At 63.2% G+C, this 26412-nt stretch carries 31 protein-coding genes; 14 read left to right on the forward strand and 17 right to left on the reverse strand.

What is annotated here, in order from left to right:
- Positions 1-72: 72 nt before the first annotated feature.
- Positions 73-1398 carry an aminopeptidase P family protein gene (locus tag RM192_RS00530; protein ID WP_311505550.1) on the forward strand — a complete coding sequence of 442 codons (1326 nt, stop codon included), beginning with the start codon at positions 73-75 and terminating at the stop codon, positions 1396-1398.
- A gap of 6 nt (positions 1399-1404) precedes the next feature.
- Here the strand turns inward: RM192_RS00530 and RM192_RS00535 are convergent, their stop codons facing one another.
- Complete coding sequence (locus tag RM192_RS00535) at positions 1405-2400, reverse strand: adenosine kinase (RefSeq protein WP_311505551.1); 996 nt, start codon at positions 2398-2400, stop codon at positions 1405-1407.
- A 186-nt stretch (positions 2401-2586) separates the two neighbouring features.
- Here RM192_RS00535 and RM192_RS00540 point away from each other — a divergent pair, with 186 nt between their 5' ends.
- Positions 2587-3018, forward strand: coding sequence for a hypothetical protein (locus RM192_RS00540; protein ID WP_311505552.1), 432 nt, complete (start codon positions 2587-2589; stop codon positions 3016-3018).
- On the opposite strand, the gene RM192_RS00545 is transcribed toward RM192_RS00540, so the two are convergent.
- Positions 3002-3454, reverse strand: coding sequence for an Rrf2 family transcriptional regulator (locus tag RM192_RS00545; protein WP_311505553.1), 453 nt, complete (start codon positions 3452-3454; stop codon positions 3002-3004). The genes RM192_RS00540 and RM192_RS00545 overlap by 17 nt on opposite strands.
- Before the next feature lie 80 nt (positions 3455-3534).
- Here RM192_RS00545 and RM192_RS00550 point away from each other — a divergent pair, with 80 nt between their 5' ends.
- Positions 3535-3978, forward strand: a complete 444-nt coding sequence (locus RM192_RS00550; RefSeq protein WP_311505555.1) for a globin domain-containing protein — start codon at positions 3535-3537, stop codon at positions 3976-3978.
- A 20-nt stretch (positions 3979-3998) separates the two neighbouring features.
- Here the strand turns inward: RM192_RS00550 and dcd are convergent, their stop codons facing one another.
- Genes dcd through RM192_RS00570 form a run of 4 tightly spaced genes read right to left on the reverse strand, consistent with a single transcriptional unit; the run spans position 3999 to position 6213 of the window.
- Entirely contained in the window at positions 3999-4553 is a 555-nt protein-coding gene (gene dcd / locus RM192_RS00555) for a dCTP deaminase (RefSeq protein ID WP_311505556.1), read from the reverse strand.
- A gap of 20 nt (positions 4554-4573) precedes the next feature.
- The gene (locus RM192_RS00560; RefSeq protein ID WP_311505557.1) at positions 4574-5008 is read right to left on the reverse strand and encodes a cytidine deaminase; all 435 of its coding nucleotides are present in this window, start codon (positions 5006-5008) and stop codon (positions 4574-4576) included.
- A complete protein-coding gene (locus tag RM192_RS00565) occupies positions 5005-5700 on the reverse strand; it encodes a glycoside hydrolase family 25 protein (RefSeq protein ID WP_311505559.1) in 696 nt (231 codons plus the stop codon). Before RM192_RS00565 ends, RM192_RS00560 begins: the two co-directional genes overlap by 4 nt.
- A 30-nt stretch (positions 5701-5730) precedes the next feature.
- Entirely contained in the window at positions 5731-6213 is a 483-nt protein-coding gene (locus RM192_RS00570) for a UPF0262 family protein (protein ID WP_311505560.1), read from the reverse strand.
- A 158-nt stretch (positions 6214-6371) separates the two neighbouring features.
- Here RM192_RS00570 and RM192_RS00575 point away from each other — a divergent pair, with 158 nt between their 5' ends.
- Together RM192_RS00575 and rpoZ are read left to right on the forward strand one after the other, a co-directional pair.
- Positions 6372-7889 carry a replicative DNA helicase gene (locus RM192_RS00575; RefSeq protein ID WP_311505561.1) on the forward strand — a complete coding sequence of 506 codons (1518 nt, stop codon included), beginning with the start codon at positions 6372-6374 and terminating at the stop codon, positions 7887-7889.
- A 94-nt stretch (positions 7890-7983) separates the two neighbouring features.
- On the forward strand, positions 7984-8328 hold the full coding sequence (rpoZ, locus tag RM192_RS00580) for a DNA-directed RNA polymerase subunit omega (protein ID WP_311505562.1): 345 nt from the start codon (positions 7984-7986) through the stop codon (positions 8326-8328).
- 74 nt (positions 8329-8402) lie between these two features.
- On the opposite strand, the gene RM192_RS00585 is transcribed toward rpoZ, so the two are convergent.
- Positions 8403-8786, reverse strand: a complete 384-nt coding sequence (locus RM192_RS00585) for a nuclear transport factor 2 family protein (RefSeq protein WP_311505563.1) — start codon at positions 8784-8786, stop codon at positions 8403-8405.
- Positions 8787-8873: 87 nt separating this feature from the next.
- On the reverse strand, positions 8874-9572 hold the full coding sequence (locus RM192_RS00590; RefSeq protein WP_311505564.1) for a dienelactone hydrolase family protein: 699 nt from the start codon (positions 9570-9572) through the stop codon (positions 8874-8876).
- 115 nt (positions 9573-9687) lie between these two features.
- On the opposite strand from RM192_RS00590, the gene RM192_RS00595 reads away from it, so the two are divergent.
- The 7 genes from RM192_RS00595 to RM192_RS00625 all read left to right on the forward strand — a co-directional run bounded on the left by RM192_RS00595 (position 9688) and on the right by RM192_RS00625 (position 16845).
- The gene (locus tag RM192_RS00595) at positions 9688-9942 is read left to right on the forward strand and encodes a DUF6489 family protein (protein ID WP_311505565.1); all 255 of its coding nucleotides are present in this window, start codon (positions 9688-9690) and stop codon (positions 9940-9942) included.
- Between the two features lie 46 nt (positions 9943-9988).
- Positions 9989-11287 carry a tRNA uridine-5-carboxymethylaminomethyl(34) synthesis GTPase MnmE gene (gene mnmE, locus RM192_RS00600; RefSeq protein WP_311505566.1) on the forward strand — a complete coding sequence of 433 codons (1299 nt, stop codon included), beginning with the start codon at positions 9989-9991 and terminating at the stop codon, positions 11285-11287.
- A gap of 61 nt (positions 11288-11348) precedes the next feature.
- Positions 11349-13196: a tRNA uridine-5-carboxymethylaminomethyl(34) synthesis enzyme MnmG gene (gene mnmG / locus RM192_RS00605; RefSeq protein WP_311505567.1), complete on the forward strand. Its 1848-nt coding sequence runs from the start codon at positions 11349-11351 to the stop codon at positions 13194-13196.
- Entirely contained in the window at positions 13193-13870 is a 678-nt protein-coding gene (gene rsmG / locus RM192_RS00610; protein ID WP_311505568.1) for a 16S rRNA (guanine(527)-N(7))-methyltransferase RsmG, read from the forward strand. Before mnmG ends, rsmG begins: the two co-directional genes overlap by 4 nt.
- A complete protein-coding gene (locus tag RM192_RS00615; protein ID WP_311505569.1) occupies positions 13867-14643 on the forward strand; it encodes an AAA family ATPase in 777 nt (258 codons plus the stop codon). The genes rsmG and RM192_RS00615 overlap by 4 nt, the downstream gene beginning before the upstream one ends.
- Positions 14640-15584 (forward strand): ParB/RepB/Spo0J family partition protein, encoded by a 945-nt coding sequence (locus tag RM192_RS00620; RefSeq protein ID WP_311505571.1) that lies wholly within the window; start codon positions 14640-14642, stop codon positions 15582-15584. Before RM192_RS00615 ends, RM192_RS00620 begins: the two co-directional genes overlap by 4 nt.
- A 106-nt stretch (positions 15585-15690) precedes the next feature.
- Positions 15691-16845, forward strand: coding sequence for an acyl-CoA dehydrogenase family protein (locus RM192_RS00625; protein WP_311505572.1), 1155 nt, complete (start codon positions 15691-15693; stop codon positions 16843-16845).
- 104 nt (positions 16846-16949) lie between these two features.
- Here the strand turns inward: RM192_RS00625 and RM192_RS00630 are convergent, their stop codons facing one another.
- Positions 16950-17690 (reverse strand): glycine zipper 2TM domain-containing protein, encoded by a 741-nt coding sequence (locus tag RM192_RS00630; RefSeq protein WP_311505573.1) that lies wholly within the window; start codon positions 17688-17690, stop codon positions 16950-16952.
- Positions 17691-17818: 128 nt separating this feature from the next.
- On the reverse strand, positions 17819-18301 hold the full coding sequence (locus RM192_RS00635) for a GAF domain-containing protein (RefSeq protein WP_311505574.1): 483 nt from the start codon (positions 18299-18301) through the stop codon (positions 17819-17821).
- Positions 18302-18401: 100 nt separating this feature from the next.
- Here RM192_RS00635 and RM192_RS00640 point away from each other — a divergent pair, with 100 nt between their 5' ends.
- A complete protein-coding gene (locus tag RM192_RS00640; protein WP_311505575.1) occupies positions 18402-19865 on the forward strand; it encodes a sorbosone dehydrogenase family protein in 1464 nt (487 codons plus the stop codon).
- Between the two features lie 89 nt (positions 19866-19954).
- Here RM192_RS00640 and RM192_RS00645 read toward each other — a convergent pair whose 3' ends face one another.
- Entirely contained in the window at positions 19955-20773 is an 819-nt protein-coding gene (locus tag RM192_RS00645; protein WP_311505576.1) for a DUF815 domain-containing protein, read from the reverse strand.
- Positions 20770-22488 (reverse strand): acyl-CoA dehydrogenase family protein, encoded by a 1719-nt coding sequence (locus RM192_RS00650; RefSeq protein WP_311505577.1) that lies wholly within the window; start codon positions 22486-22488, stop codon positions 20770-20772. Before RM192_RS00650 ends, RM192_RS00645 begins: the two co-directional genes overlap by 4 nt.
- A gap of 60 nt (positions 22489-22548) precedes the next feature.
- Between RM192_RS00650 and RM192_RS00655 the strand changes: the two genes are divergently transcribed.
- Positions 22549-23496 (forward strand): L-threonylcarbamoyladenylate synthase, encoded by a 948-nt coding sequence (locus tag RM192_RS00655; RefSeq protein WP_311505578.1) that lies wholly within the window; start codon positions 22549-22551, stop codon positions 23494-23496.
- A 60-nt stretch (positions 23497-23556) separates the two neighbouring features.
- Here the strand turns inward: RM192_RS00655 and RM192_RS00660 are convergent, their stop codons facing one another.
- The 5 genes from RM192_RS00660 to RM192_RS00680 form a co-directional block, all read right to left on the reverse strand.
- Positions 23557-23889, reverse strand: a complete 333-nt coding sequence (locus RM192_RS00660) for a hypothetical protein (protein ID WP_311505579.1) — start codon at positions 23887-23889, stop codon at positions 23557-23559.
- Positions 23890-23982: 93 nt separating this feature from the next.
- Complete coding sequence (locus RM192_RS00665; RefSeq protein WP_311505580.1) at positions 23983-24762, reverse strand: head GIN domain-containing protein; 780 nt, start codon at positions 24760-24762, stop codon at positions 23983-23985.
- 156 nt (positions 24763-24918) lie between these two features.
- A complete protein-coding gene (locus tag RM192_RS00670) occupies positions 24919-25443 on the reverse strand; it encodes a CarD family transcriptional regulator (protein ID WP_311505581.1) in 525 nt (174 codons plus the stop codon).
- 318 nt (positions 25444-25761) lie between these two features.
- Positions 25762-26100: a ferredoxin FdxA gene (fdxA, locus tag RM192_RS00675; RefSeq protein ID WP_311505582.1), complete on the reverse strand. Its 339-nt coding sequence runs from the start codon at positions 26098-26100 to the stop codon at positions 25762-25764.
- Positions 26097-26405: an RNA-binding S4 domain-containing protein gene (locus tag RM192_RS00680; protein ID WP_311505583.1), complete on the reverse strand. Its 309-nt coding sequence runs from the start codon at positions 26403-26405 to the stop codon at positions 26097-26099. The genes fdxA and RM192_RS00680 overlap by 4 nt, the downstream gene beginning before the upstream one ends.
- Positions 26406-26412: the final 7 nt, after the last annotated feature.

A 26412-nucleotide genomic window follows, 5' to 3' on the forward strand; every position in this document is an offset into this window, starting at 1 on the left:
CAACGTCGTTCGTCGATTTCCTGCTCCCCTTTCATCTGAAACCATCTAGGTTCTGGGAAAAAGGGGACTGCCATGCATCTGAACCGCCGCTCGCTCCTTGCAGGAGCCGCTGCCAGCACCGTGCTGTCGATCAGCGTGCGCGCGCAAATACTGCCGCCAGCGGGTTTCGCCACACCATCAGGCACCCTCCCCTTCCCGCCTGACGTCTACCGTGAACGCCGCGCCCGTCTGATGGCGACGCTCAAGGACGGCGTGGCTTTGATCCATGGCGCGCAGCGCGGCTCCACCAGTGGTCCTGTCAGCCCGCCGTTCTATCAAAGCGGTGATTTCGCCTGGCTCACCGGCATAGTCGACGAACCGGGCGCGGTGCTTGTGCTCGCGCCCGCCGAGCGCACCTACCGCGAATTCCTGCTCCTGCCATCGCGCGACATCGAGACCGAGCGCTGGGACGTCGAACGCCTGCCACTGGGATCGCAGATCGAGGCGCGCACCGGCATCCAGCGCGTTCGCCGTGTTTCCGCGCTCGATGCACTCGTCACCGGCATTGCCGCGCGCAGCCACACCCTGCATTTCATGGGGCCGATTGCCAGTGCGGGCAGCCCGGTGCCGCCCGCGCTCGATCTTTACAGCCGGGTCATGGCGCGGGTTCCGGGCTGCACGCTCAAGGACCAGAGCGCCCTGATCCCTGCCCTGCGCACGGTAAAGGAGCCACGCGAACTGGACCTGATGCGCCGCGCCACCGCCGCCACCAAGGCAGGACACCTCGCTGCGATGAAAGCGGTCCGTCCGGGCATGACCGAGCGTCAGCTCACCGCGATCCTGGAGGCCGGTTTCCGCGATGGCGGCGGCGAAGGGCTGTCCTACGATTCCATCGTCGCCACTGGTCGCAATGCCGCATCACTCCACTATGCCCACGGCACCGCGGTGATCGGCGCGCAGGATCTGGTGCTGATCGACGCTGCCGCCTCTGTCGGGACTTACGCCTGCGATGTCACCCGCACCTTCCCCGCCTCGGGCAAGTTCACCCCAGCTCAGCGCGCCGACTACGAACTGGTCCTCGCCGCGCAGGATGCAGCCGCGAAGATGCTGAAAGCCGGCGTGATCCACGAAGACATGACCGAGGCAGCCAATGCCGTGTTCCGCAAGGCAGGGCGCATCGACGAATTCACCCACGGCCTCGGCCATTTCGTCGGCCTCGATGTCCACGACGCGGGCGATTACACCAAGCCCTTGCCCGCGGGCGCGGTGCTGACGATCGAGCCGGGCCTTTACAACCAGCAAGCCAATCAGGGCATCCGCATCGAGGACCTCTACCTCGTCACCGCCACCGGCGCCGAACGCCTGAGCACCGGCATCCCGCGCACAGTGGAAGAGATCGAAGTCTTTATGGCGCGGTAGGCGGTCTCAACCCAGCCGAGCTGCTACCAATTGCGTGAGGTCCGCTTCGGGACGTGCGCCATAGTGCGAAATAATCTCGGCGGCGCAGATCGCGCCGAGCGTCAGACATTCGGCTAGCGGGCGGCCGCGCACGTGACCGAACAGGAAACCGGCGGCGAAGAGGTCGCCTGCGCCGGTAGTGTCGACGACTTTGGCGATGGGCTCTGCAGGGACGTGCGCGCGCTCTGTCCCGCTCGCCGCATGGGCACCATTTTCGCTGCGTGTGACCACCACGGTCGGCACTTTGGCGGCCAATTGTTCGAGGCCGGCGTGGAAATCCTCGATACCGGTCAGGGCGGCGAGTTCGTGTTCGTTGGCAAAGAGGATGTCGATTTCGCCCGCTTCGATCAACGCGCGGAAATCGTCACCATGGCGCGAGATCACGAAGGCGTCGGACAAGGTGAAGGCGACCTTTCGCCCGGCGCTGCGCGCGGCGGCAATGGCGCGGCGCATTGCGCTGCGCGGCTCTTCGGGGTCCCACAGGTAGCCTTCGAGATAGAGCACGCTCGCCGCAGCAATCACGGTCTCGTCAAGCGCGGCGGCGGGCAGGAATTGAGAGGCGCCGAGGAAGGTGTTCATCGTGCGCTGGCCATCGGGCGTGACGAAGATCAGGCAGCGCCCGGTCGGCGGATCGCCCGCGCGGGTCGCCGTATCGAACGCGATGCCGCCAGCGCGGACATCGTGGGCGAACACGTCGCCAAGCTGATCGTCCGCCACTTGCCCGATGAACGCACACTTCGCACCGAGGGCTGCAAGGCCCGCCAGCGTATTGGCTGCAGACCCGCCCGAAATCTCGCGTGCCGGACCCATCGCGTCATAGAGTTCACGCGCACGGTCGGTATCGACCAGCGTCATCCCCCCCTTGGCAAGGCCCAGCCTTACAATGTCGGCGTCATCGCACGGTGCCATAACGTCAACGATGGCGTTTCCGATGGCGATGACGTCGTAATGCGGTGCGGACATGCAGGCTGGCTCCGGTTGGGCTGAAAATCAGCGGCCCGCCTAGCCGCTTCGCAAGGATGCAGCAAGCACGGGCCAGACACCGCCGGCCCAACCACTACCAACGGCAAGCGCCGGGCCGACGCCTCAATGCGGCAGGTGGTGCGCTTCGCCGTTGACCACCGCGTGCGGGCGCTCCATCCCGCGAGAGTGAACACGCTACTTTCCCGCGCCGCTGTGACCCTGACCGCCCTGCTGCTCGCTTCTTGCGGTGGTGGCGGCGCATCTTCCGGTGGCAAGTTGCCCGTGCGCTCCGCTCCGCCGCCCGTTCGCACCACGGTGCCGCGGCCCGCGCCCGTCATCAAACCGTCGGCGCAAGTCCAGATGATTCCCGGGCTCGAGAACGTGATCGGCGCCGACGCGCTTCAGCTTGGTCGCCAGTTCGGTACGCCCCGGCTCGACGTGATCGAGGACGATGCGCGCAAGCTGCAGTGGACCGGTCCCGCCTGCATTCTCGACATCTATCTTTACCCCCAGCCCGGCAGCAACCGCGCGACGGCGACCTATGTCGATGCGCGCCGTGGGGATGGCCGCGAAGTTGATCGTGCAGCTTGCGTCAACGCGCTCAGGAAAGCTCCGTAACCGCGCAGCCGGGCAAGGGCAGGGCCATGGCCCAAGGCGCAAAAGCTGGCACACCTTCGCGGGCCACATCGGCGAGCGAATAGCGGTCGAGCACCGCCAGAAACGCTTCGAGCGCTTCGGCGAGTACGCTGCTCAGCGCACAATCGGCCTTGAGCGCACAACTCGCACAATCGGCCAGACGCAAACCGCGCTCAAGCTTTCGCACGACTTCGCCCACGCGGATGTCCGCTGCGGGGCGCGCGAGGGCGATCCCTCCGCTGCGCCCGCGTTGCGATGTGGCAAGGCCTTCACGGATAAGCGCCTGCGCCACCTTGGCGACATGGTGATAGCTCAATCCCTGCTGCGCGGAGAAGGCAGGCAGCGAAACCGCGCCATTCTTGCGGGCAAGCACGATCAGCAGGCGCAGGCCGAAATCGGTGTGCTGGGTCAGTTGCATCGGTCCTAGATCGAATTTCCGCTTGCCTGAATCAAGCAGATAAAATACCGGTATATAAATTACCGGATTGGAGATCACCCATGCGCGTTGCTTCCGAACAAGCCAAAACCATCGTCAAGGCCACTGCGCCCGCCATCGAAAAGCATGGTGTCGCCATCACCACGGCGATGTACGCGCGGCTTTTCCGGAACGCAGATGTGAAGGCGATGTTCGATCAGGCAGCGCAGGAGAGCGGAGAGCAGCCTCGCCGCCTCGCAGGAGCGATCCTTGCTTATGCGAAAAACATCGACAAGCTCGAGAACCTTGGCCCCGCCGTGCAGCGCATGGTCGCCCGCCATGTCGAAACCGGCGTGAAAGCCGAGCATTACCCGTATGTTGCCGAAGCGCTGCTTCCCGCGATCCGCGACGTATTGGGCGCCGATGTCGCCACAGACGAAGTGCTGGGTGCCTGGGGCGAAGCCTACTGGATGCTCGCCGACATCCTGATCGCTGCCGAATCCGACGCCTACGCCGCCGCTGCCTGACCCGGCGTTAGAGCCTGGTCCTACAGTTTCGGCAGGGTCACACCGCGCTGGCCCATGTACTTGCCCGCACGGTCGGCATAGCTGACCTCGCACGGCTCGTTCCCCTGCAGAAACAGGAACTGGCATGCGCCTTCGTTGGCGTAGATCTTCGCGGGCAGGGGGGTCGTGTTGGAAAATTCCAGCGTGACGTGGCCTTCCCAGCCGGGTTCGAGCGGGGTTACGTTCACGATAATACCGCAGCGCGCGTAAGTGCTCTTGCCGAGGCAGATCACCAGCACGTCGCGCGGAATGCGGAAGTATTCCACTGTCCGCGCCAAAGCGAAGGAGTTGGGCGGAATAACGCAGCAGTCGGTCTTGCGGTCGACCAGGCTCGCCCCGTCGAAATTCTTCGGATCGACCACTGCCGAATCGACATTGGTGAAGATCTTGAACTCGTCGGCCACGCGCGCGTCATAGCCATAGGATGACAGTCCATAGCTGATGCAGCCGTCGCGGCGCTGGTTCTCGACGAACGGCTCGATCATGCCGGTACTCAGCGCCTGTTCGCGAATCCACTTGTCGGAAAGAATGGCCAAATCAGATCCCCAGAAGTCCTTCAGGCCAGATTGGCCGGACCGAACGCATTGGGCAATAGCACCGACAGGCGCATTTCCACCACTTCGTGTTCGCCCACGCAGATCACCAGCGGATCGGTGCCGCCAAGCGCGGCCAATTCGTTCAGGACCTGCCGGCACCGACCGCACGGGCTGATGGCCGCATCGACACGCCCACCCGTGCCGCCCAGCACCGCCACGGCCAGCAATCCGCCGCGCCGTCCGGCATGAGTAGCGATGGAACAGGCCACAGTTTCCGCGCAAAGCGATAGACCGTAGCTGGCGTTCTCGACATTCGCCCCGGTCACGATGGCACCATCGTCGAACAGCAGCGCCGCGCCGACATGGAAGCCGGAGTAAGGCGCATAAGCCGTGTCCATGGCAATGCGGGCTGCGGCGATCAGGGCCTCGCGGCGATCAGCGAGAAGGTCGGTCATTGCTGCACCACCACCCAGCGCAGCGGTCCTGGCGCGGCGGTCAGCCGCAGGCGGTGGCTGGCGGTCCACATTACCCATGGCCTCCCGGCATAGCCCGGTTCGAGGTAATCCTGCGAAACCCAGATATTGCGGTCGATCATGGCGGCCAGATGATACTGCTTTTCGAGCCCCTTCGACACCATCAGGATCACCGGCTTTTCAGCGTGCTTTTCCACTTGGTTGAGGAACGTGGTCAGTTCGCTCTGCATCTGCGCCTCGCCAGGTGCTTCGGGGCAGGTACGCGAATCGATGTCGAGCGCAATCGCAGGCGGCAGCAGATCCTTGTCGCGCGGCACGACCGTCACGAAATTAGCGGCCTGCGCCTCGGCAGGCGCGCACAGATCATAGACGTGGACTGCGCCGACCTGCATCCCTCGTCCTCGTGCGGCCTCGGCCCCTTCGCCAAATTTGGCGTCGCGCACAGAGGTGCCTTCGCTAGCGGTCAGGTAGGCGAAATCCGCGCCGGCTGCGCGCAGCAAGCGCCAGTCGATAGTGCCATCGTCATCGCTGAGCCACACGCCCTGCACCGGATAGGATTCGCGGTCTGGCAACCAGGTCCGCGCCTTCCACCAGCCAAATCCTGCCGCGATGAATGCCAGCAAGAGCAACGCTGCAGCCAGGCGTCTGCGCGCCGTTGTCCGTTTCTTCGCCATGATGGATTTTTGCGCGTCCCGATTCTTGTTTCAGCCCCTGATATGCAGCACGCAGATCAGGGTAAATAGCCGCCGTGCGGTGGGGAAATCGGTTTCGATCTTGCCCTCCAGCCGCTCCAGCAGCATTTCTGCCGCTTCGTTGTGGACGCCGCGCCGCGCCATGTCGATCGTCTCGATCTCGTTTGCCGTCGCCTTGCGGATAGCCTGATAATAGCTGTCACAGATCGCGAAATATTCGCGGATCGGGCGCCGGAACCGGCCAAGGCCGAGAATGACCGTTTCGAGCGGCGCACCGCCATCGTCGGCAACCGCAAGCACCAGCCGCCCGTCATCAACCGACAACTTCAACCGATAGGGCCCTTGGTGTCCGGCCTCGACCGCGCGCAGAGGCTTGAACGTGTTTTCCTCGATCAGGTCGAAAATCGCGACGCGGCGCTCCTGCTCGATATCGGCGTTGCGCCAGATGATCGTCGCTTCGTCCAGCTCGATATGCGAGATGCGCGGGTCGGCCATGGGCAACCTGTCTTGCAGACGCGCCTCGCGCGGGCAAGGGGCTTGGTGGGAGAAGTGCCCGCAATGGTCATGGACAGGCGCGTCAAGCCCAATCGATCCCCGCTATTCACAGGCCCGCATGATTGCCGCGCCGGGCAGGGTGGGGCACAATGGACCCCATGTCAGCCAGCGAAGCCATCCTCTCCCGCGAACCATCCGAGATTCGCACCCTTCCGTCCAACGTCGAGGCCGAGGCAGCGTTTCTCGGCGCGGTCCTGATCGACAACCGCATCCTCGAGGAACTCCAGACCCCGCTGAAACCGGACCATTTCTTCGCTGCCGTCCACGGCCGCGTCTATGAGCGCATCCACACCCTTATCGACCGCAAGGCCGTGGTCACCCCGGTCACGCTCAAACCCTATTTCGAGACGGACGAGGGGCTCAAGGAGCTGGGCGGCACCGCCTACCTCGCACGACTGACCGCCGACGGACAGGGCCTGCTCAACCCGCGCGAACTGGCCGAGCAGATCTACGATCTCGCCCTGCTGCGCGAGCTCATTACGGTCGGGCGCAATCTGGTCGAAGGCGCGCTCGACACCAGCGATTCGGTCGCGCCACTCGAACAGGTCGAGAAGGCCGAAGCCGCGCTCTATGCCGTGGCAGAAGGCGCGCAAACCGGCAGCGAGGCACAGAGCTTCAGCGTGGCCACCCGCGCCTCACTCGAAATGATCGAGAAGGCGCTGCTTTCAGGCGGCCACATCTCGGGCAAGACCACCGGCCTCACATCGGTCAACGAGAAGATCGGCGGCCTGCACGATTCGGACCTTATCATCCTCGCCGGGCGCCCGGGCATGGGCAAGACCTCGCTTGTCACCAACATCGCATTCAATGCCGCAGACCGCCTGCGCCGCGATCTGGCCGACGGTATCTCGGTCAAGGACTCGGTCGGGGCCGCCGTCGCCTTCTTCAGCCTGGAAATGAGCGCGGATCAGCTCGCCACGCGTATTCTGGCCGAGCAATCGGGCATCAGTTCCGAATCGCTGCGTATGGGCCGAATCAGCCGCGAGGATTTCCAGCAGCTATCGTTCGCCAGCCAGCGGCTCGCCGAACTGCCGCTGTTCATCGACGATACCCCGGCGCTTTCGATCAGCGCCCTGCGCGCCCGCGCCCGCCGCCTCAAGCGCCGCCACGACATCGGGTTGATCATCGTCGACTACCTGCAACTGCTGCAGGGGTCGGGCCGCGCAAGCGACAACCGTGTCAACGAAATCTCGGAAATTTCACGCGGCCTCAAGACCTTGGCCAAGGAACTCTCGGTCCCGGTGATCGCGCTCTCGCAGCTCAGCCGTGCTGTCGAGCAGCGCGACGACAAGCGCCCGATGCTCTCCGATCTGCGCGAATCAGGCTCGATCGAGCAGGATGCCGATATGGTGTGGTTCGTCTTCCGCGAGGACTACTACGTCATGTCCAAGGAGCCAAAGGTTCCGCAAGGCAACGACGATGCCAAGACGCAGGAGGCGCACGCCGCATGGCAGGCGGAAATGGAGCGCGTATTCGGCCTTGCCGAACTGATCGTGGCCAAACAGCGTCACGGCTCGACAGGCAAGGTGCGCCTGCGGTTCGAGGCGCGCATCACCCGCTTCTCGGATCTTGCCCCCGACGACATGCGCGCCAATTCCTATGGACCGGATGAGTAGCGCCGATCCCGCCCTGTCCTCATTTTCTTGACTTTTCCACACCTCGGGCCTAGCTGCCGGTCTTTCCGTCTTTCCAGTATATCGGAGTGCCCGCATGGCGCGCGTTACCGTCGAAGATTGCGTCGACAAGATTCCCAACCGTTTCGATCTCGTCCTGCTGGCGGCAGAGCGCGCCCGTGCGATCTCCGGCGGTGCGGAACTCACCGTCGACCGTGATCGCGACAAGAACCCGGTCGTCGCCCTGCGCGAAATCGCCGAAGAGACCGTCCGCCCGGCCGTGCTCAAGGAAAACGTGATCCAGTCACTGCAGCGCGTACTGCCTGACGATGACGATGAAGTCGATGAAATCGGCTCGCTGTCGCAGTCGGCCGAAGCCCTGCGCATCACCGCTGCGGCGCCGGTGCGCAACACCTCGCTCGGCGCCGATTACGACGGCTGATTTTCGGGGCTGATTTCAAAACGAAATCATGGAGTTACAAAACCCCCGGCCACAAACCGGGGGTTTTTGTTTGGTCAGGTGTTTTCCATCTGCTCGGCCATGAGCTGCCAGACCTTGTTCATTGCTTTCAATGGCCGGACCATGACCTTGAAATCGACGATGCGGCCTTCAAGATCGAAACGGATCAGGTCGATGCCGTTGACCATGATCCCGTCCATCTCACATTCGAACTCAAGGCAGGCTTCCGGCCCGTCGACCAGTTCACGTACATAACGGAACGTGCCGTTGCCGAAGACCTGTCCGGCGGCAGTGAGATACATCAGCACCTTGTCGCGGCCCACCTGCGGGGTATGCACCACGGGTGAGTGGAACACCGCATCATCGGCGACGAGCTCCTCAAGCAGTTCAGGATCGCTGCCAAGCATATAGCGGTGCCATGCCGCCAGTCCCAGTTTCATGCCGCGTCTCCCGTCAGGTGGTTGATCTCGAAACTGTGGGGCAGGGCGGCTGCGCGGGCATTGATCCCGCGCAACGCCGCCACGCCATCACCCCAGATGTTGCGCAAAGAAATCCCGCGTCCGCCGGTCTGCCAGGGCCGCGCCATCCTCGTCCCGGCGATTGCCCATTTCTGCGGCAAAACCGTGATCAAGCCCGTCATAGTCATGCAAGGTGACCTTGGGATGCGGATCGAGTCCGCCGTGGATTGCCGCCTGCGCTTCGGGTGAGACAAAATGATCGGCAGTCGGGATATGCAGCATCAGCGGATTGGCGATGGCGTGTGATTCACCCAGCATCTGGTCGATCATCACGCCGTAATAACCGACCGAGGCATCGATATCGGTCCGCGTCGCCGCCATGTAGGCCATGCGCCCGCCAAGGCAGAAGCCGACCAGCCCGACCTTGTCGATCCCTTCGTACCCGCGCAGGAAGCGGATTGCTGCCTCGATATCCTTGATGCCCTTGTCCGGATCGTATTGCCCGAAATAGCCAAAGGCCTCCTGCATCTGTTCGGGCACATCGGGATCGAGTTCGACTCCGGGTGCAAAGCGCCAGAAGATGTCGGGTGCCAGTGCCATGTAGCCGAGGTCAGCCCAGGCCTTGCACTTGTGCCGGATGCCGGGATTCACGCCGAAAATTTCCGGAATGACAATGATCGCAGCGCGCACCGGCCCATCCGGGGTTGCCAGATAACCGGGAATATCGCCTTCGCCGTCCAGTGCCGGGAATGTGATCTTCTCACCCATGGTCTTTGGTCCTGCTCATTGTATTTGTTGGTCGATCTGCAGTTTGGCCCCACGCATGGACTTTGCCAAGCGTGCATGACACTCTTGTGCGAAGCTTGAAGCGAAGGATGCAGGAATGAAAGTTACCATGGAAGTCGATTGCACCCCGGAAGAAGCGCGCCGCTTCCTTGGCCTGCCCGACGTGTCGAAGGCGAACGACGTCTATGTCGATAACATTGCCAAGGCGATGCAGGGCGTAACCAGCATTGAACAGCTGCAAGGCTATGTGAAGCAGGTCGCGCCGATGGGCGAGATGGGGCTCAAGATGTTCCAGCAGTTCATGGAGCAGGGCGGCATGAGCGCGTTTTCCGGCAAGAAGCCCAAGGCCTGAACGCCTGATACTGACGCCGCCGGGTTGATCGTGTAGGGCAGGGCGCGTGACCGATACGATCTACGCCCTCTCCTCTGGCCAGCCACCGGCCGGCATTGCCGTCATCCGCATCAGCGGCCCGGAAGCCGGTGGTGCTCTGGCGGCGCTCGCAGGGAAATGCCCGCCGGCCCGCCGGGCAACGCTTGCCACATTGGCTGATCCGCAAAGCGGCACCCACCTCGATCGCACCATGGTCCTGTGGCTTCCCGGCCCCGGCACGGCAACGGGCGAGGACAGCGCCGAACTGCACCTTCACGGTGGGCGAGCGGTCGTTGCTGCAGTCGAAGCCACACTTGGCCGTCTCACGGGTCTACGCCGCGCCCAGCCTGGCGAGTTTACCCGCCGCGCTTTCATCAATGGCCGGATCGATCTGGCAGAGGCGGAAGGTCTCGCCGATCTGCTCTCTGCCGAAACGGAGTTGCAGCGCCGCGCCGCGCTGGCGATGGCCGAAGGCGCACTGTCACGCGAGGTCGAACGCTGGCGAGGATCCGTACTGGCAATCTCCGCCCGGCTTGAAGCCGCGCTCGATTTCTCTGACGAAGACGATGTCGGGGAAGGGGAGAGCCTTCTCCCTACCGGCTTCGACACCGATTGCGCGGCGCTTTGCCAAAGCCTTGAAGCCTGGCTCGCCCGTCCGCGCGCCGAACCGCTGAAAGAGGGATTTCGCGTCGTCCTTGCCGGACCGCCCAACGCAGGAAAGTCCACGCTGTTCAATGCGCTGGTCGAAGCTGAAGCCGCGATCACCGCCGCTGAACCCGGCACCACGCGCGATGTCCTCTCACAATCGGTCGCCATCGACGGCGTGCCTTTCACCTTCGTCGACACCGCCGGCCTGCGCGACGAGGGAGCGGGGGATGTCGAACGCATCGGCATCGCCCGCGCCCGCGCTGCGGCTGAGCGTGCCGATCTCATCCTGTGGCTCGGCCCCGAAAGCGCTGGTCCTGAAAGCCGCTCCTTGTGGGAAGTGGCCGCGCAATGTGATCTGGCTTCGGCTGCGGCCAAGTCGGAACAAGCCATCCGCCTCTCAGCGCGCACAGGTGAGGGCATGGAAGAGCTTCGCGCAGCACTAGTCGACCATGCCCGCGCTGCCCTTCCAGCACCCGGTGACGCCGCGCTCAACCGGCGGCAGCATAATCTGTTGACCGATGTCGCCGCGGCCTTGTCAGAAGCGCGTGCCCAGCATGACCCTCTCCTTGCTGCCGAGAATCTGCGCCTCGCGCGCCGGTCGCTCGACACGCTTATCGGGCGGACTGGTACGGAAGATATGCTCGACACCCTGTTCGGCCGGTTCTGCATCGGCAAATAGTGTTTCACGTGAAACACGCGCGTCTTTGACCGAGCCTCGCAAATCCACTATTGCGCCACTCATGCGTGAATTCGACATCATCGTGGTCGGCGGCGGACATGCCGGCGTCGAAGCAGCGGCGGTCGCCGCCCGCATGGGCGCGCGGACCGCCCTCGTCTCGTTCGAACCCGGCACCATCGGCGCCATGAGCTGCAACCCCGCCATTGGCGGATTGGGCAAAGGTCACCTCGTGCGCGAAGTCGACGCGTTCGACGGACTGATCGCGCGCGCTGCAGATGCAGGTGCTATCCACTACCGCATGCTCAATCGCTCGAAGGGCAGTGCTGTGCAGGGGCCGCGCGTGCAGGCCGACCGCAAGCGGTTCAAGGCGGCGATCCAGCATATGATCGCAGCGCAGCCCGGTCTTGAAGTCGTCGGAGGTGAAGCTGCCGCGCTTCGCATCGAGCACGGGCGCGTAACGGGTGTTGATCTCGCCGACGGCACGGCGCTGCAGGGCAGGGCTGTCGTGCTCTGCACCGGCACCTTCCTTGGCGGACGGCTGTTCCGTGGCGAGGAGCGTATGGACGGCGGGCGCATCGGCGAAGAGTCGGCGCACAAGCTTGCCCGGCAGTTGCGTGATGCCGCCCTGCCCATGGCGCGGCTCAAGACCGGTACTCCGCCCCGGATTGACGGTCGCACGATCGACTGGGCACGGCTGCCCGAACAACCCAGCGATGCCGATCCCTGGACGATGTCACCGCTGACCAAAGCACGTCCGCTTCCTCAGATCTTCTGTGCCATAGCCCGGACCAATGCACGCACCCACGATATCATTCGCGGCGGGCTTGACCGTTCACCCTTGTTCAGCGGCGCTATCGGCGCGCAAGGCCCGCGCTATTGCCCGTCGATCGAGGACAAGATACATCGCTTCGGAGACCGCGACGGTCATCAGGTCTTCCTCGAGCCCGAAGGTCTGGACGACCACACCGTCTACCCCAACGGCATCTCCACCTCACTGCCGACCGACGTGCAAGTGGCCATGATTCACTCGATGGAAGGCCTCGAACGCGCCGAGATCACGGTGCCCGGTTATGCCGTGGAGTACGATCATATCGATCCGCGCGCGCTGCGCCGCAGCCTTGAGGTGAAGGCAATGCCCGGCCTCTATTGCGCAGGCCAGATCAATGGCACCACCGGGTACGAGGAAGCCGCCGCGCAAGGCCTGGTCGCCGGGATGCATGCGGCCTGCGACGTCCTCGGCAGAGACGCACCTGACCTCGACCGCGCGAACAGCTACATGGCTGTGATGGTGGACGACCTCACCTTGCACGGCGTCAGCGAGCCCTACCGTATGCTCACAGCTCGTGCAGAGTATCGCCTTCGGCTGCGCGCCAACAATGCGTCATCGCGCCTCACGCCTATCGGCGTGGCGGTCGGCGCAGTGGCTGCCGAACGCCGCCGCTGGTTCGAGGACCGCCTTGCTGCGCGCGAGCGGCTGGAAGCCAAGCTGGTGCAAGACGCAACGCCGACCGAACTCAATCGCTCGGGAATCCCGGTTCGCGCTGACGGAACCCGGCGGCCACTGATGGAGTGGCTGCGGTTTCCCGAAGTCACGCTGGATGCGATCAGGCCGTGGATTGGCGAAGAAGCGTTTGACCCAATGCTGGTCGAAGAAGTCGAGGAGGATGCGGCTTACGCACCCTACCTTGCCCGGCAAGACGCCGAACTGCGAGACTTGCGCGCTTCCGACAACGTCCCCTTGGGTGATGGCTTTCCCTTTGCGGACATCCCGGGCCTCTCGCGCGAAATGGTCGAGCGCCTGAGCAAGGCTCAGCCGGACACGCTCGCCGCTGCTGGGCGTATCCCCGGCATCACCCCAGCGGCACTAGCCAGCTTGCTCGTTCACGCCCGCCGCCGGATTGCTGCATGACCGTGATCACCGAAGCCGATGCCAAGTTGTGGCTGTGTGACACGCTTGGCGCCGATGACTCAGTGATGAGGCGACTGACCAGGCTGGTCGAACTGCTGCTCGAGGAAAATGAGCGTCAGAACCTCGTGGCGAAGGGAACGCTGCCACACGTTTGGGTTCGCCACATTATCGATTCGGCCCAACTCCTCCATGTTTCACGTGAAACACTGGCCGACGGCGCGTGGCTCGATCTTGGAACAGGTGCCGGGTTTCCTGGCCTCGTCATCGCCGCCACCCAGCCGGAACGGGCGGTCACGCTTGTCGATTCCCGTCGCTTGCGCACTGAATGGCTTCAGCGCGCTACCGATGCATTGGGACTAGCCAATGTGAGCGTCGTCTTGTCACGCGTCGAGGACCTGCCGAGCAATTCGCATGCCGTGATTTCAGCACGCGCGTTCGCGCCGCTGGACAAACTCGTGACTCTTTCCGCACGCTTTTCCACACCCGACACAGTCTGGCTGTTGCCGAAAGGGGCTGGCGCACAGCATGAACTGGACATGCTATCCGAATCATGGCGCCATCTGTTCCACGTGGAACAATCGCTGACGGATCCCGCTGCCGGGATCATCGTCGGCCGCCTGCTGGGAGGCGCTCCGCAAACCCGTTCTTCGTCCCGCAAAGGCAAGCGTTCATGATTACCATCGCCGTTGCAAACCAGAAGGGCGGGGTGGGCAAGACCACCACCGCGATCAACATTGCCACCGCGCTTGCCGCAACGGGATGGAAGACGCTGTTGATCGACCTCGATCCCCAAGGCAACTGCTCGACAGGTATCGGCATCTCGGCGGCTGAACGGGATCGGTCTTCGTATGACCTCTTGATCGATCAAGCGGCAGTATCTTCATGCCTTATCCCGACACGAATTCCGAATCTCGACATCGTGCCAGCCACGGTCGACCTTTCCGGCGCGGAAGTGGAACTGGTCAGCATCGAGGATCGCACCCACCGTCTGCGCAAGGTTCTGGCGGAAGATACCGGTCATGAAATCTGCCTGATCGATTGCCCGCCCTCGTTGGGGTTGCTGACGCTCAATGCGCTGACGGCAGCCGATTCCATTCTGGTACCGCTGCAGTGCGAGTTCTTCGCTTTGGAAGGCCTGAGCCAATTGCTGCAAACGGTCGAGCGGGTGCAGGAACGGTTCAATCCCGACCTCGGCATTCTCGGCATCGTGCTGACCATGTTCGACAGGCGCAATCGCCTGACCGATCAGGTTGCCGACGATGTTCGCTCATGCTTGCGCGATCTGGTGTTCGATGCGGTCATCCCGCGCAACGTTCGGCTGTCCGAAGCGCCGAGCCATGGGCTGCCAGCACTGATCTATGACCATGCCTGCCCCGGATCGCAGGCCTACATGAAGCTCGCGCGCGAATTGATCGCGCGCCTGCCCGAACGGAGAATTGCGGCATGAGCGGCGAGGAAGCAGTAAAGGCGCCCGCGCGGCGTACCGGCCTCGGTCGCGGTCTGGGCGCGCTGATGGGGGAGGTCCGCCGTGAGGAGCCGATTGCCCGCATTTCGGTATCGGGCGCGGATGCCCCTGCCGTGCCGCGCGATGGCGGCCTCGCGATGCTTGCAGTTGCCTCGATCGAACCACACCCCGATCAGCCGCGCCGCCATTTCGATGAAGACGCGCTAGAGGAGCTGGCGCAGTCCATCGCTGCGCGCGGCGTGATCCAGCCAGTCATAGTCCGCCCGCTCGGCCCGAACCGCTACCAGTTGGTGGCGGGCGAGCGGCGCTGGCGCGCGGCGCAGAAGGCGCAAGTGCACGAAATCCCCGCGATCATCCGCAAGCTCGACGAGCGGGAAGTTGCGGCACTTGCGCTGATCGAGAACCTGCAGCGCAAGGATCTCAACCCCGTTGAAGAAGCGCGCGCCTATCAGCGGCTTGCTGACAGCGAGGGCCTGACTCAGCAGGATATTGCCAAGTTCGTCGACAAGTCGCGCAGCCATGTCGCGAACATGATGCGACTGCTCGGCCTGCCCGACGACGTGCTCGATATGGTCATGCGCGAAGAACTGTCGATGGGCCACGCGCGCGCTCTGATAAATGCACCGGACCCGTCGGCGCTTGCGCGCGATGTCGTTGCCAAGGGACTGTCGGTGCGCGATGCCGAAAAACTGGCGCGCAAGGCAGTGCGGCCGGAAGTGGGACGGCGCCAGGCCCGTGCGGCAAAAGACCCGATAGGCGGGGCGGACATTGCCGCGATCCAGCAGCATCTCGAGGATTTCCTCGGGCTCAGGGTGACGATCAACGCCGATGCCGATCCTACGACCGGCGCGGTGACGATTCGCTACAAAACGCTCGATCAGCTGGATCTGATCTGTCAGCGGCTCACCGGCGGCGAGTTTTAGGGCACTGCCCACAAAGGTATTAATTGATCGATTAAATTCTCGTTGACCGGATGGCTTGGTCGCGCTTACCCTGCGCGCAACCAGACCATAACCGGAGAGAATTGCCATGTCGCTCGATGCGATCCCGCGCAGCGCTTATAACGAGGACCACGAAGCGTTCCGCCAAACGGTCCGCCGTTTCCTGGTCGACGAAATCGCACCCAATGCCGAGAAATGGGGTGAAGCTGGGATCGTCCCCAAGGAAGTCTGGCCCAAGGCCGGCGTACTCGGGCTTCTCTGCCCGACAGTGCCCGAAGCCTACGGCGGCCTGGGTCTCGACTTCGGGTATAACGCCATCGTGGACGAAGAGAGCGCCTATTACGGCCGCGTAACCACCGGCTTTTCGCTGCAATCGGACATCGTGGTGAATTACATCATCTCCTACGGGTCAGAAGAGCAGAAGCAGAAGTGGCTGCCCAGAATGGTTTCTGGTGAAGTGATAACCGCAATTGCCATGACCGAACCCGGCACAGGGTCAGACCTCCAGGGAATGCGCACTACGGCAAAGAAGGACGGCAACCATTACGTGATCAACGGGTCGAAGACCTATATCACCAATGGCCAGAACGCCGACCTGATCCTGGTCTGCTGCAAGACCGACACCGACATTCAGCCCGCGTGGAAGGGCGTCTCCATCGTTCTGGTCGAGGCCGACCGCGAAGGCTTCAAGCGCGGCCGCAATCTCGACAAGATCGGTCAGGATGAAGCCGACACGTCGGAGCTGTTCTTTGAAGACGTGCGCGTGCCGATCACCAATTGCCTCGGTGAAGAGGGCAAGGGCTTCATCTACCTGATGAGCGAGTTGCCGCAGGAGCGCCTGTCGATAGCGATCAGCGCGCAATCATCGGCGCAGAAGGCCTTCGACGATACGGTCGAGTTCACGCGCGAGCGCAAGGCGTTCGGCAAACCGATCCTCGACTTTCAGAATACCCGCTTCACCTTGGCCGATCTCAAATCAAAGCTTCAGGTGGGCTGGGCGCATCTCGACTGGGCGCTGGCGCGGCACTTGCGCAAGGAACTGACGCCCGAAGAAGGCGCTGCGGCGAAGCTGTGGCACACCGAATTGCAGTGGGAGATCATGGACAAGTGCCTTCAGCTGCACGGCGGCGCTGGGTACATGAACGAATATGCCATTGCCCGGGCTTGGCGCGGCGCGCGCGTCATGCGCATCTTCGGCGGGACGAACGAGATCATGAAGGAGCTGATCGGGCGCAAGCTCTGAAGGTTTGAGCGCGTCCGTCTGTTGGTCGTGGGCATGTAAAAACGGAAACAGCCCGCCTTCCGCAAGTCGGGCCGTTTCACGTGGAACGCAGGACGGATGAGCGATCAACCGGTGTAGACGCGCTTTTCCTTCACGCGCTTGTCACGGATCACCGGGGCACGGCGCGGGATGTAGCGATGACGTACGGGTTGATCCACCCAGCGCTCGGTGACGACAGTCGTTTCGACGCAGGGTTTCTGAGGCGGGAGCATCACCGGAACCATCACGTAGCCGTAGGGTGCATAGCCTGACGCGCCGTAGGCTGGGTAGGGGGCATAAGCCCCCTGCTGCTGCACCGAGCGGGCGTAGTCGTCGCACTCGCGGCGCAAATCCTTGTCCTCGGCCTTGTCGATCACAGTGCCCGCGATGGCACCGACGGCAGCACCTGCCACCGTGCCGAGCGTGCGATTGCCATCCACGACACGGTTGCCAAGAACGCCCCCGATAAGCCCACCGAGCAACGCCCCACCAATGCCGCGGTCACCATAAACCTTGCGGCAACGGCTTTCCATCTCGTTCCAGCGGGGATCAGCCTGCGGGTAGCCTTGCTGGGGATATGCCTGCTGCGGATAGGCCTGTTGTGGATAGACCTGCTGGCCGTTCATCGGCTGCACCATGACCGTTGTAGGCCAGGGCGCGCCCATCATCGGCGGATAGTAGATCGGTCCTTGTCCATAGGACTGACCCTGCCATCCACCGTGCATTTGGCCGCCGTGATGGTCCTTTGCTGCAGCAGGCGAGGCGGAAAGTGCGGAAAGGACGAGCGCGGCACCACTCATTGCGGAAAAAGTCTTGAGACGCAGCATCTTGCGGTTCCCCCAGAGGGCCCGGCGCGAACGGCACCGGCTGTTAACCGCAAACTTACCATTGAAACCCGCAGAAAACCAACATCTGCACCCGTCAGAGTCTGCGCTGTCCCGATTCGGGTCAGGAATCAGATGCGCGCCGCAATCCCCGCTGCCAGAGCCTCGATCCCTCGCGCATCGTCATCGTCAAACCGGGCGGGGGAGGGGCTATCGAGATCGATCACCGCGATGACGACTCCATCACGCAGGACCGGGACGACCAGTTCTGAGCGACTCGCATCGTCGCAGGCGATGTGGCCGGGAAAGGCATGGACGTCAGGCACGAGCTGGGTCTGCCCGCTTTGCGCCGCCGCGCCGCACACACCCTGACCCATCGCAATGCGGATGCAGGCAGGCTTACCGACAAACGGGCCGAGTACGAGCGCACCATCAACCATCCGGTAAAAGCCGGCCCAGTTGAGATCGGGCAGGAACTGCCAGATCAGCGCGGCAATATTCGCCATGTTGGCAATGCCGTCGGGCTCACCATCGGTGAGGGCGCGGGCGGCACCAAGCAGGTCGGCATGAAGGTCGGCCTTTGACTGGCCTGGGGTGGGTGCAAAACTGAACATGGCGCCGTTCTAGCGAAGCCGAAACGAAAAGTCGCGCGGCGCAACTTCTCCTTGCCAGCGCCCATTGCTCTTGGCGCGTGGGGGACATAGATTCACGCCCATGAACCTGCTCAAGAAAATCCTGATCACGCTGGTCGTGATCCTCGCGTTGATCGGCGCTTATGTCGCCTGGTCGATCCATGGCACGTCTGCCCAATTCACGCTGGACGAGACCACCGGCTCGCGGCCCAAGCTGGCCGATCCCGATGAACAGACCATCCCGACAATCAAGACGGCCGATCCCATTGGCTGGAAGGATGGAGAAGCGCCTGTACCTGCGCAAGGGCTTCAGGTCAGCCGCTTTGCCGACAAGCTCAACCATCCGCGCACCGTGGTCGTTCTGGAAAACGGCGACGTGCTGGTGGCCGAGACCAATTCCCCGCCCCGCGGTGATGGCGGCGGGATCACCGGCATGGTAATGGGTTATCTGTTCCGCAAGGTCGGTGCGGGCGGTCCTTCACCCAACAAAATCGTGCTGCTGCGCGACGGCGATGGCGATGGCCAGGCCGAGCAGCGCTTCGTGATGGAGAACCCTGCGCTCGATTCGCCCTTCGGCATGGCTTACCGCGACGGCCGCCTGCTGGTGGCCAATCACAACGCCGTGCTGTCGTTCCCTTATGCGCTGGGCCAGACGACGCTGACCGGCAAGCCCGAGAAGCTGATGGACCTGCCGGGTGGCGGCAACCATTGGGCGCGCAACCTGCTGCTGAACTCCGACGGCTCGTTGCTTTATGTAACCGTCGGCTCATCCTCGAACATTGCCGAGAACGGCATCGACGTCGAGAAGGGCCGTGCCACCATCCACGAGTATGACTTCACCAAGAAGCGCTCGCGCGAATTCGCAGGCGGCCTGCGCAATCCCAACGGGCTCGACTGGAATCCCAATAGCGAGGAACTGTGGACCACAGTCAACGAGCGCGACATGCTCGGCTCGGACCTCGTGCCCGATTACCTGACCAACGTGCCCTTCGGCGCGAACTACGGTTGGCCCTGGGCTTACTGGAAGAAGAACATCGACTGGCGGGTGGAAGCGCCGATGCCTGAATACCTGATGGAATACGTGCGCAAGCCCGAATACGGCCTCGGCGCCCACGTCGCGGCGCTGGGCCTCGCCTTCTCGAAGGGCGGCAACCGCATGGGCGGCAAGTTTGCCAGCGGCGCCTTCGTGGCCCGCCATGGCTCATGGAACCGCCGTCCATTGTCTGGCTACGATGTGGTATTCGTCGGCTTTGACGATCGCGGCAACGTGCTCAAGCAGCCACCGGTTCCGGTGCTGACCGGCTTCCTGACCGACGATGAAGCAGCGCGAGGCCGCCCGACCTGGGTAGCCTTCGCCAAGGATGGCGCACTGCTGGTCAGCGATGACACCGGCGGCGTGATCTGGCGGGTCATTGCACCAGGCGCGCAGCCCGCAGCCGCAGCGGTGGTCCTGCCAAAGCGCACCGCCCCGCCGCAACCCGAAGGCACCGGGCGCTATATCATGAAGCCCAATGCGGATTCGGATCTGGTGAAGCCCAAGCCCTGACGATCACGCCAAGTCCCCTTCGAGTCGAGCTTGTCGAGACACCATCATACCGTGTCCCGGCTTCGCTCGACACGAACGGAAACGAGGATTTATGAAAGCAGGCGACCCGCTCTACCGGCGAGTTCGTTGACATATTGCCACGCGACGCGGCCGGAACGACCACCCCGGCGCTTGGACCATTCAAGCGCATCGCCCTCGTCCCAGTCCAGCGCGTAATGCGCGGCATAGCCCGCGATGATCGCCAGATAATCGTCCTGGGTGCAGTTGTGAAAACCAAGGCTGAGGCCGAAGCGATCCGCCAGCGCCAGACGATCATCGATCACGTCGCGCGGGTTGATCGGGTCGTCCTGCTCGGACAGATGTCGTTCGACAATCGCGCGGCGGTTGGAAGTCACTGCCAGGCGGACATTCGCGGGGCGGGCTTCGACCCCGCCTTCAAGCCACGACCGCAACTTGCGCGCGCCGGAGCTGTCGCCAGCGTCGAATCCGAGATCGTCCAGGAAAACAAGGAACCGGCGGTCCACGCCGCGCAAGGCAGTGAACAGGTCCGCCAGACCCGCATCGGGGCTTGCCTGAACCAGCGCGATTGATCCGGGCGCGGCCTCCTGCGCTGCAAGCGTTGCGGCGCGCAGCAGCGCCGACTTGCCCATCCCGCGCGAGCCCCATAGCAGCATGTCATGGGCAGCCGCCTCATGCGCGAGACGCGCGACGTTCTCCACCACGGCGGCCTTCTGCTTGTCAATGCCCTGCATAAGGCCGAGCGCAGGCGCATCGAGCGACGGAATCCCGCGTGCCGCCGACCCGTCCCAGACATAAGCCGGGAAGGCGAGCCAATCCGCTGCAGGCAGGGGGGCAGGCGCCAACCGCTCCAAGGCGTCGGCAATCCGGGCCAGCAGCACTTCGCTCATCCTGCAAGCGCCGCCGCATCGAGATCATAAAGCAGGGCTGCGCCCGCCATGGCAGACGACCCCAGTCCGCGCGCCTCTGGCACGATCACACGGTTGAAGAACTTGGTCACCGCCGTCTTGCTGTGGAGGCCCGATTCGCGCGACTGGCGGCCAAGCTGCCACCCGGCCACGGCAACCGCGCACATCGTGGTGAACGGGACAGAACCTGCCAGCTTGTCATCGAGCGACGCGCTGGTGACCATCCACTGACCGATGGCAGCAGCATCCCTGGCCAGCGCCGCGACTTCAGGCACATCCTCCATCTCGGAAGCAATCTGCGCCATCAAGGCCTGCAGCACACCGCCGTTTTCGTAGCCGAGCTTGCGCGTAACCAGGTCGGCCGCCTGAATGCCGTTGGTGCCTTCATATATCGGGGCAATGCGGGCATCGCGGTAATGCTGCGCTGCGCCCGTCTCCTCGACGAAGCCCATGCCGCCGTGGACCTGAATGCCGAGACTGGCGACTTCGCAACCGATGTCGGTGCCCCAGGCCTTGAGCATGGGCACGAGCGTTTCGGCGCGCTTCTGCGCGGCCTCGTCTCCAAGCGCACCGCGATCCACTTGTCCTGCGGTGTAATAGAGCAGTGCCCGTGCGCCCTCCGTCAACGCGCGCATCCGCATCAGCATACGGCGCACATCGGGGTGCTCGATGATCGGCACGGGATTCTTGTCAGCTGAACCAGCGCGGGCAGACTGAACGCGGTCGCGCGCATAGGCACTCGCCTGCTGCAAAGCGCGCTCGGCAATCTGCACGCCCTGGCTCCCGACATTGATGCGCGCCGAGTTCATCATCGTGAACATGGCGCGCAGCCCGCCATTTTCGTAGCCGACCATCTCGCCGATACATTCGCCCTCGTCGCCGTAGGACATCACGCAGGTGGGCGAGGAATGGATGCCGAGCTTGTGTTCGATGGAAACGCAGGTGACGTCGTTGCGCGCACCAAGGCTACCGTCCTGTTCCACGTGGAACTTCGGCACCACGAACAGCGAGATGCCGCGCGAACCTTCGGGCGCGTCCGGCGTGCGTGCAAGCACCAGATGGACGATGTTCTCGGCCGCCTCATGCTCACCGAAAGTGATGTAGATCTTGGTGCCGGCAATGCGATACTTGCCCGCGTGCGGTCCATCGCTGATCGGCGTGGCGGTGGTGCGCAGTGCTCCTACGTCAGACCCTGCCTGCGGCTCTGTCAGGTTCATCGTGCCGGACCATTCGCCGCTGATCAGTCGGGGCAAGTACAGTCCCTTCTGCGCCTCGCTGCCGTGATGATCGAGCGCCTCGATCGCACCTACGGTGAGAATGGGCAGAAGCGTAAAGCCCATGTTGGCCGCGCCCAGTGTTTCGAGAACGGCTGTTGCCAGCGTAAAGGGCAGGCCCTGGCCGCCAAAGGCCTCAGGTCCGGAAATTGAGCCCCAGCCCTGTTCTACAAAAGCCTTGTACGCTTCGGTGTAGCCAGCGGGCAGGGTGACAGTGCCATTGCTCCACTTCGCGCCGACCTGATCGCCGATCCGGTGGAGCGGTGCCCATTCGCCCGCTGCAAAGGCACCAATACCTTCGACAATGGCTTCGACCAGATCGGGCGTAGCCGCAGAATAACGCTCCGCTTCCGCGATCTCATCGATACCGGCACTGATCTTGATGGCCAATATCTGGTCGGCGGTGGGCGGCGTGAACGACATGACAATTCTCCCTCGCAGGCGCACTTGCACGCACCGGCGCGCTCCCTATAGCGAGAAGCGATGGAGCCGACAAAGCCTTCGAACGTGCATATCGCCAATGACCTCGGGGTGGCTCAGGCCGCGCGGATAATTGAAGCGGGCGGGACGGTCGCAGTGCCGACAGAGACGGTCTACGGCCTTGCCGCCAGGGCAGACAGCGATGCGGCGGTCGCCGGTATCTATCGCGCCAAGGGCAGACCGGACTTCAACCCGCTCATCGTGCACGTTCCTGACGTTACGGCAGCGCAGGGCCTTGCCTGTTTCGATGGACGTGCGCTCGAGCTGGCGCAAGCGTTCTGGCCAGGCGCGCTGACTATGGTCCTGCCTCGCCGCGAGGACGCCGCATTGGCAGCGGCAGTGAGTGCGGGCCTGCCCACCGTGGCCCTTCGATGCCCCGCTCATCCTGTGATGCAAGCCCTGTTGAAAACCTGTGGATTGCCGTTGGCGGCCCCTTCCGCAAATCGCAGCGGCGGCGTCAGTCCCACCAGCGCCGCCCACGTCGCCCATTCGCTGGGTGACCGCGCAAACATGATCCTCGATGGCGGCGAGACAGAGCAGGGGATCGAATCCACGATCGTCGGGCTGCGGGAGGACGGATCATGGGCCGTGCTGCGCCCCGGACCGATCACCGCAGCGCAGATTGCAGGCGTTCTCGGTGGCAAAAGTGACGTCGTGACGTCATCAATAATCGAGGCACCCGGACAGTTGGCCAGCCACTACGCGCCCGGAAAGCCGGTCCGGCTTGAGGCCAGCGAGGCGCGCGAAGGGGAATTCCTTATCGGGTTCGGTGCGGTCGGCGGCGATGTCTCGCTGTCGGCCAGTGGCGATCTCGCCGAAGCGGCCGCGCGGCTTTACACCTGCCTGCATCTAGGCGCCGCTGCGCCCCATTCACTAATCGCCGTTGCAACCATACCCGACAAAGGCATCGGCACTGCCATCAACGACAGGCTGCGGCGCGCGGCGGCCTAACGCTCGTAGGGTCAGGACCTATTTCCTGCGCCTTCGAGGCGCCGGAAATAGGTCCTGAGCCTAAGGGACCGCGCTGCGCATCGCGTCCATCTCGGCATAGATCTGGCGCGCTGCATCGCAGGCGTCATCATCGCCATCGCGGCAATCGCGGCTGGCACGATCGTAATCGCGCGAGAGGCGGCCATAGCGCTCCTCACGCTTGCGGATTTCGCGCCCGCGCTTCTGGTCCTGCTCCGACTGGCTGACCGTAACGCGGTCATAAAGCCCGGCAGTGGTGCTAACCGCCTTGCTGCCGACGCGAACTGGCGCGGTGGCCAGATCGAACGCACTTTTGGCCACGCAGCCGGGCAAAAGTGCAACGCTGATCAAAACTGCGATAATGCGACGCTTCATGCCCAGCCCTCCGTGCCGCGCGAGAAAATCCCATGCGGACGGAGGTTTGGCAAGGTCGATCATGCCCGGATGCGATGAAACGAGAGCGGTGGGTTACTGTTCACCTGCCGCTTCGCTCTGTCCATCGTCTGGCGTCACGCCGTTTTCGCAGACCAGCTTGCCTGAGCCCATGGACGACACCTTGCAGGTAGCACGGCCGAAGACGCGGACCTCGCCCGAGCCCATAATAGTGGCGTTGACATGGCCGTTGGAGGCGAAGCGCGCGTTGCCCGACCCTGCGACGTCGATCTTGGCATCGTCGACATTGAGACCGTCCATCTCTGCATCGCCGCTGCCGGCGACGGTCATCTTCAGTTCCTTCGCCTTGCCTGCTGCGCGCAGCTTGCCCGAGCCGACCACGTCGACGCCCAGTTTCTGCACATCGATGGCGCGGGCCTCGACCGTCCCCGATCCGGCAACAGTGATCTTCGCGTCATTGCCGCCCATCTGATCTGCGGTCAGGTTGCCGGAGCCGGCCAGAACAACCTCACTGAGCATGGGCAGGGTGACGTTTACAGTGGCGGTCCGTTCGGACATGCCGATCTTCCAATCGTCGCGCGCGATGCCGAGCTGGCCTTCGGACAGTGCGAATCGCAGCTTGTCCGCGCCTTCACCCTCGACCGTGATCGCCAGCTTGTCGCCTCGCGTAACACGGACATTGTCGGGACCGAGAACCGCGATCGAGGTGGGGGCAGGGCCGTTCATGTCCAGCTCTGCCAGCGGCACACCCTTCTTTCCGTTGAAGGAGAAGTCGGCACCATCACAGGCGCCAAGCGCCGTGGCGAGGCCCAGGACAGCAACGCCTGCAAGGGCACGAACGATATTCTGAAACATGGCAACCTCACTCCTGACTGTATTGCCGTTATAACACGGTGATACGATCAAGGCCAAGTCGTTCGTGGATCGGGCACAGGGGTTAGTCGGAAGGCTCCAACGAAAAAGGCCTCCGGTTTCCCGGAGGCCTCTTGCAGTGCCGCTGTGGCGAAACGGTCAAGCCGTTTCGTAATACTTCGGCGCATATTCGTTGAGGATCGCGAGGATCTTCTTGAGCGCGGTCGGCTCGTCGGTCTTTTCCATCGCCGCGAGTTCGCGGGCGAGGCGCGACGACGCCGCTTCGAAGATCTGGCGTTCGGAATAGGACTGTTCCGGCTGATCATCGGCGCGGAAAAGGTCACGGGTCACTTCGGCGATCGATACGAGGTCGCCCGAATTGATCTTCGCCTCGTATTCCTGGGCGCGGCGCGACCACATCGTGCGCTTGACCTTGGGCTTGCCCTTGAGCGTATCCATGGCTTCGCGCAGGGTCTTGTCCGAAGACAGCTTGCGCATGCCGATCGATTCAACCTTGTTCACCGGAACGCGCAACGTCATGCGTTCCTTTTCGAAGCGCAGAACGTAAAGCTGCAGCTTCATTCCGGCAATTTCTTCGTCCTGAAGCTCGACCACGCGGCCGACACCATGCTTCGGATAAACGACATAATCCCCAACATCGAAGGCGAGAGCCTTGACTGCCATTGGTATTCCTTTCGACGCGGACAGGACGGGCGAAGGACCGTAAGGGTGCTTTTTCGGGGAGAAAGCTGCAATGTACCGCCAATCAGGCAGTCTTGCGAAGCCCAGCGATCCGTTTGCTTTTGTTGTCCTGCCTTTTCGTGGTGAAAAGACGCCGGACAGGCAGGAGCCCACCAGCGCTTGGCGGCCCATATAACACTTCCGCAATAAAATTACCAGCCCGTTCGGTGTGCACCGCACAGGAAATCGTTTGTTGCCGCCGGATCGACAGCAACAAACGTCATTGCAGCTTGACGGGAAGGGGCAGGGTTGCCCCTTCGCTCAATCGCCTTCGCCGGGCTCGGCCGAGAAGTACTTGTCGAACTTGCCTTCTTCGCCCTTGTGCTCGTCGGCGTCGTCAGGTGCATCCTTCTTGGCGGTGATGTTGGGCCATTCCGCCGAGAACTTCGCGTTCAGCTCGAGCCACTGTTCCAGGCCCGATTCGGTATCGGGAAGAATCGCTTCGGCCGGGCATTCAGGTTCGCAAACGCCGCAGTCGATGCACTCGCTGGGATTGATCACCAGCATGTTATCGCCTTCATAGAAGCAGTCGACGGGGCAAACCTCGACGCAGTCCATGAATTTGCAGCGGATGCAGGCGTCAGTGACGACATAGGTCATGGCGAATTTCGTCCCTCAGTATCTCTTTGAAGCCGTGCTAGAGGCGTTGCACCCGGATCGTCAAGCACCCGATAACAGCCTTGGGCTTCCAGCGCCGGTCCGCGCCGGTCGGGTAGGGCAAGAACCTCGATCACCTTGACGCAAGCGTGCATCGGCAGAACCAGCACATCACCGCATTTCACATCGGCACTGGCGCGTTCGATGCGGCGACCGTTGATGCGGATATGACCATCGGCCACCCAATCCTGCGCCAACCCACGCGAGGCGGAAAATCGCAAGAACCACAACACCTTGTCGATCCGCAACTGGCGC

Source organism: Novosphingobium sp. MMS21-SN21R (assembly GCF_031846015.1).
GTDB lineage: Bacteria > Pseudomonadota > Alphaproteobacteria > Sphingomonadales > Sphingomonadaceae > Novosphingobium.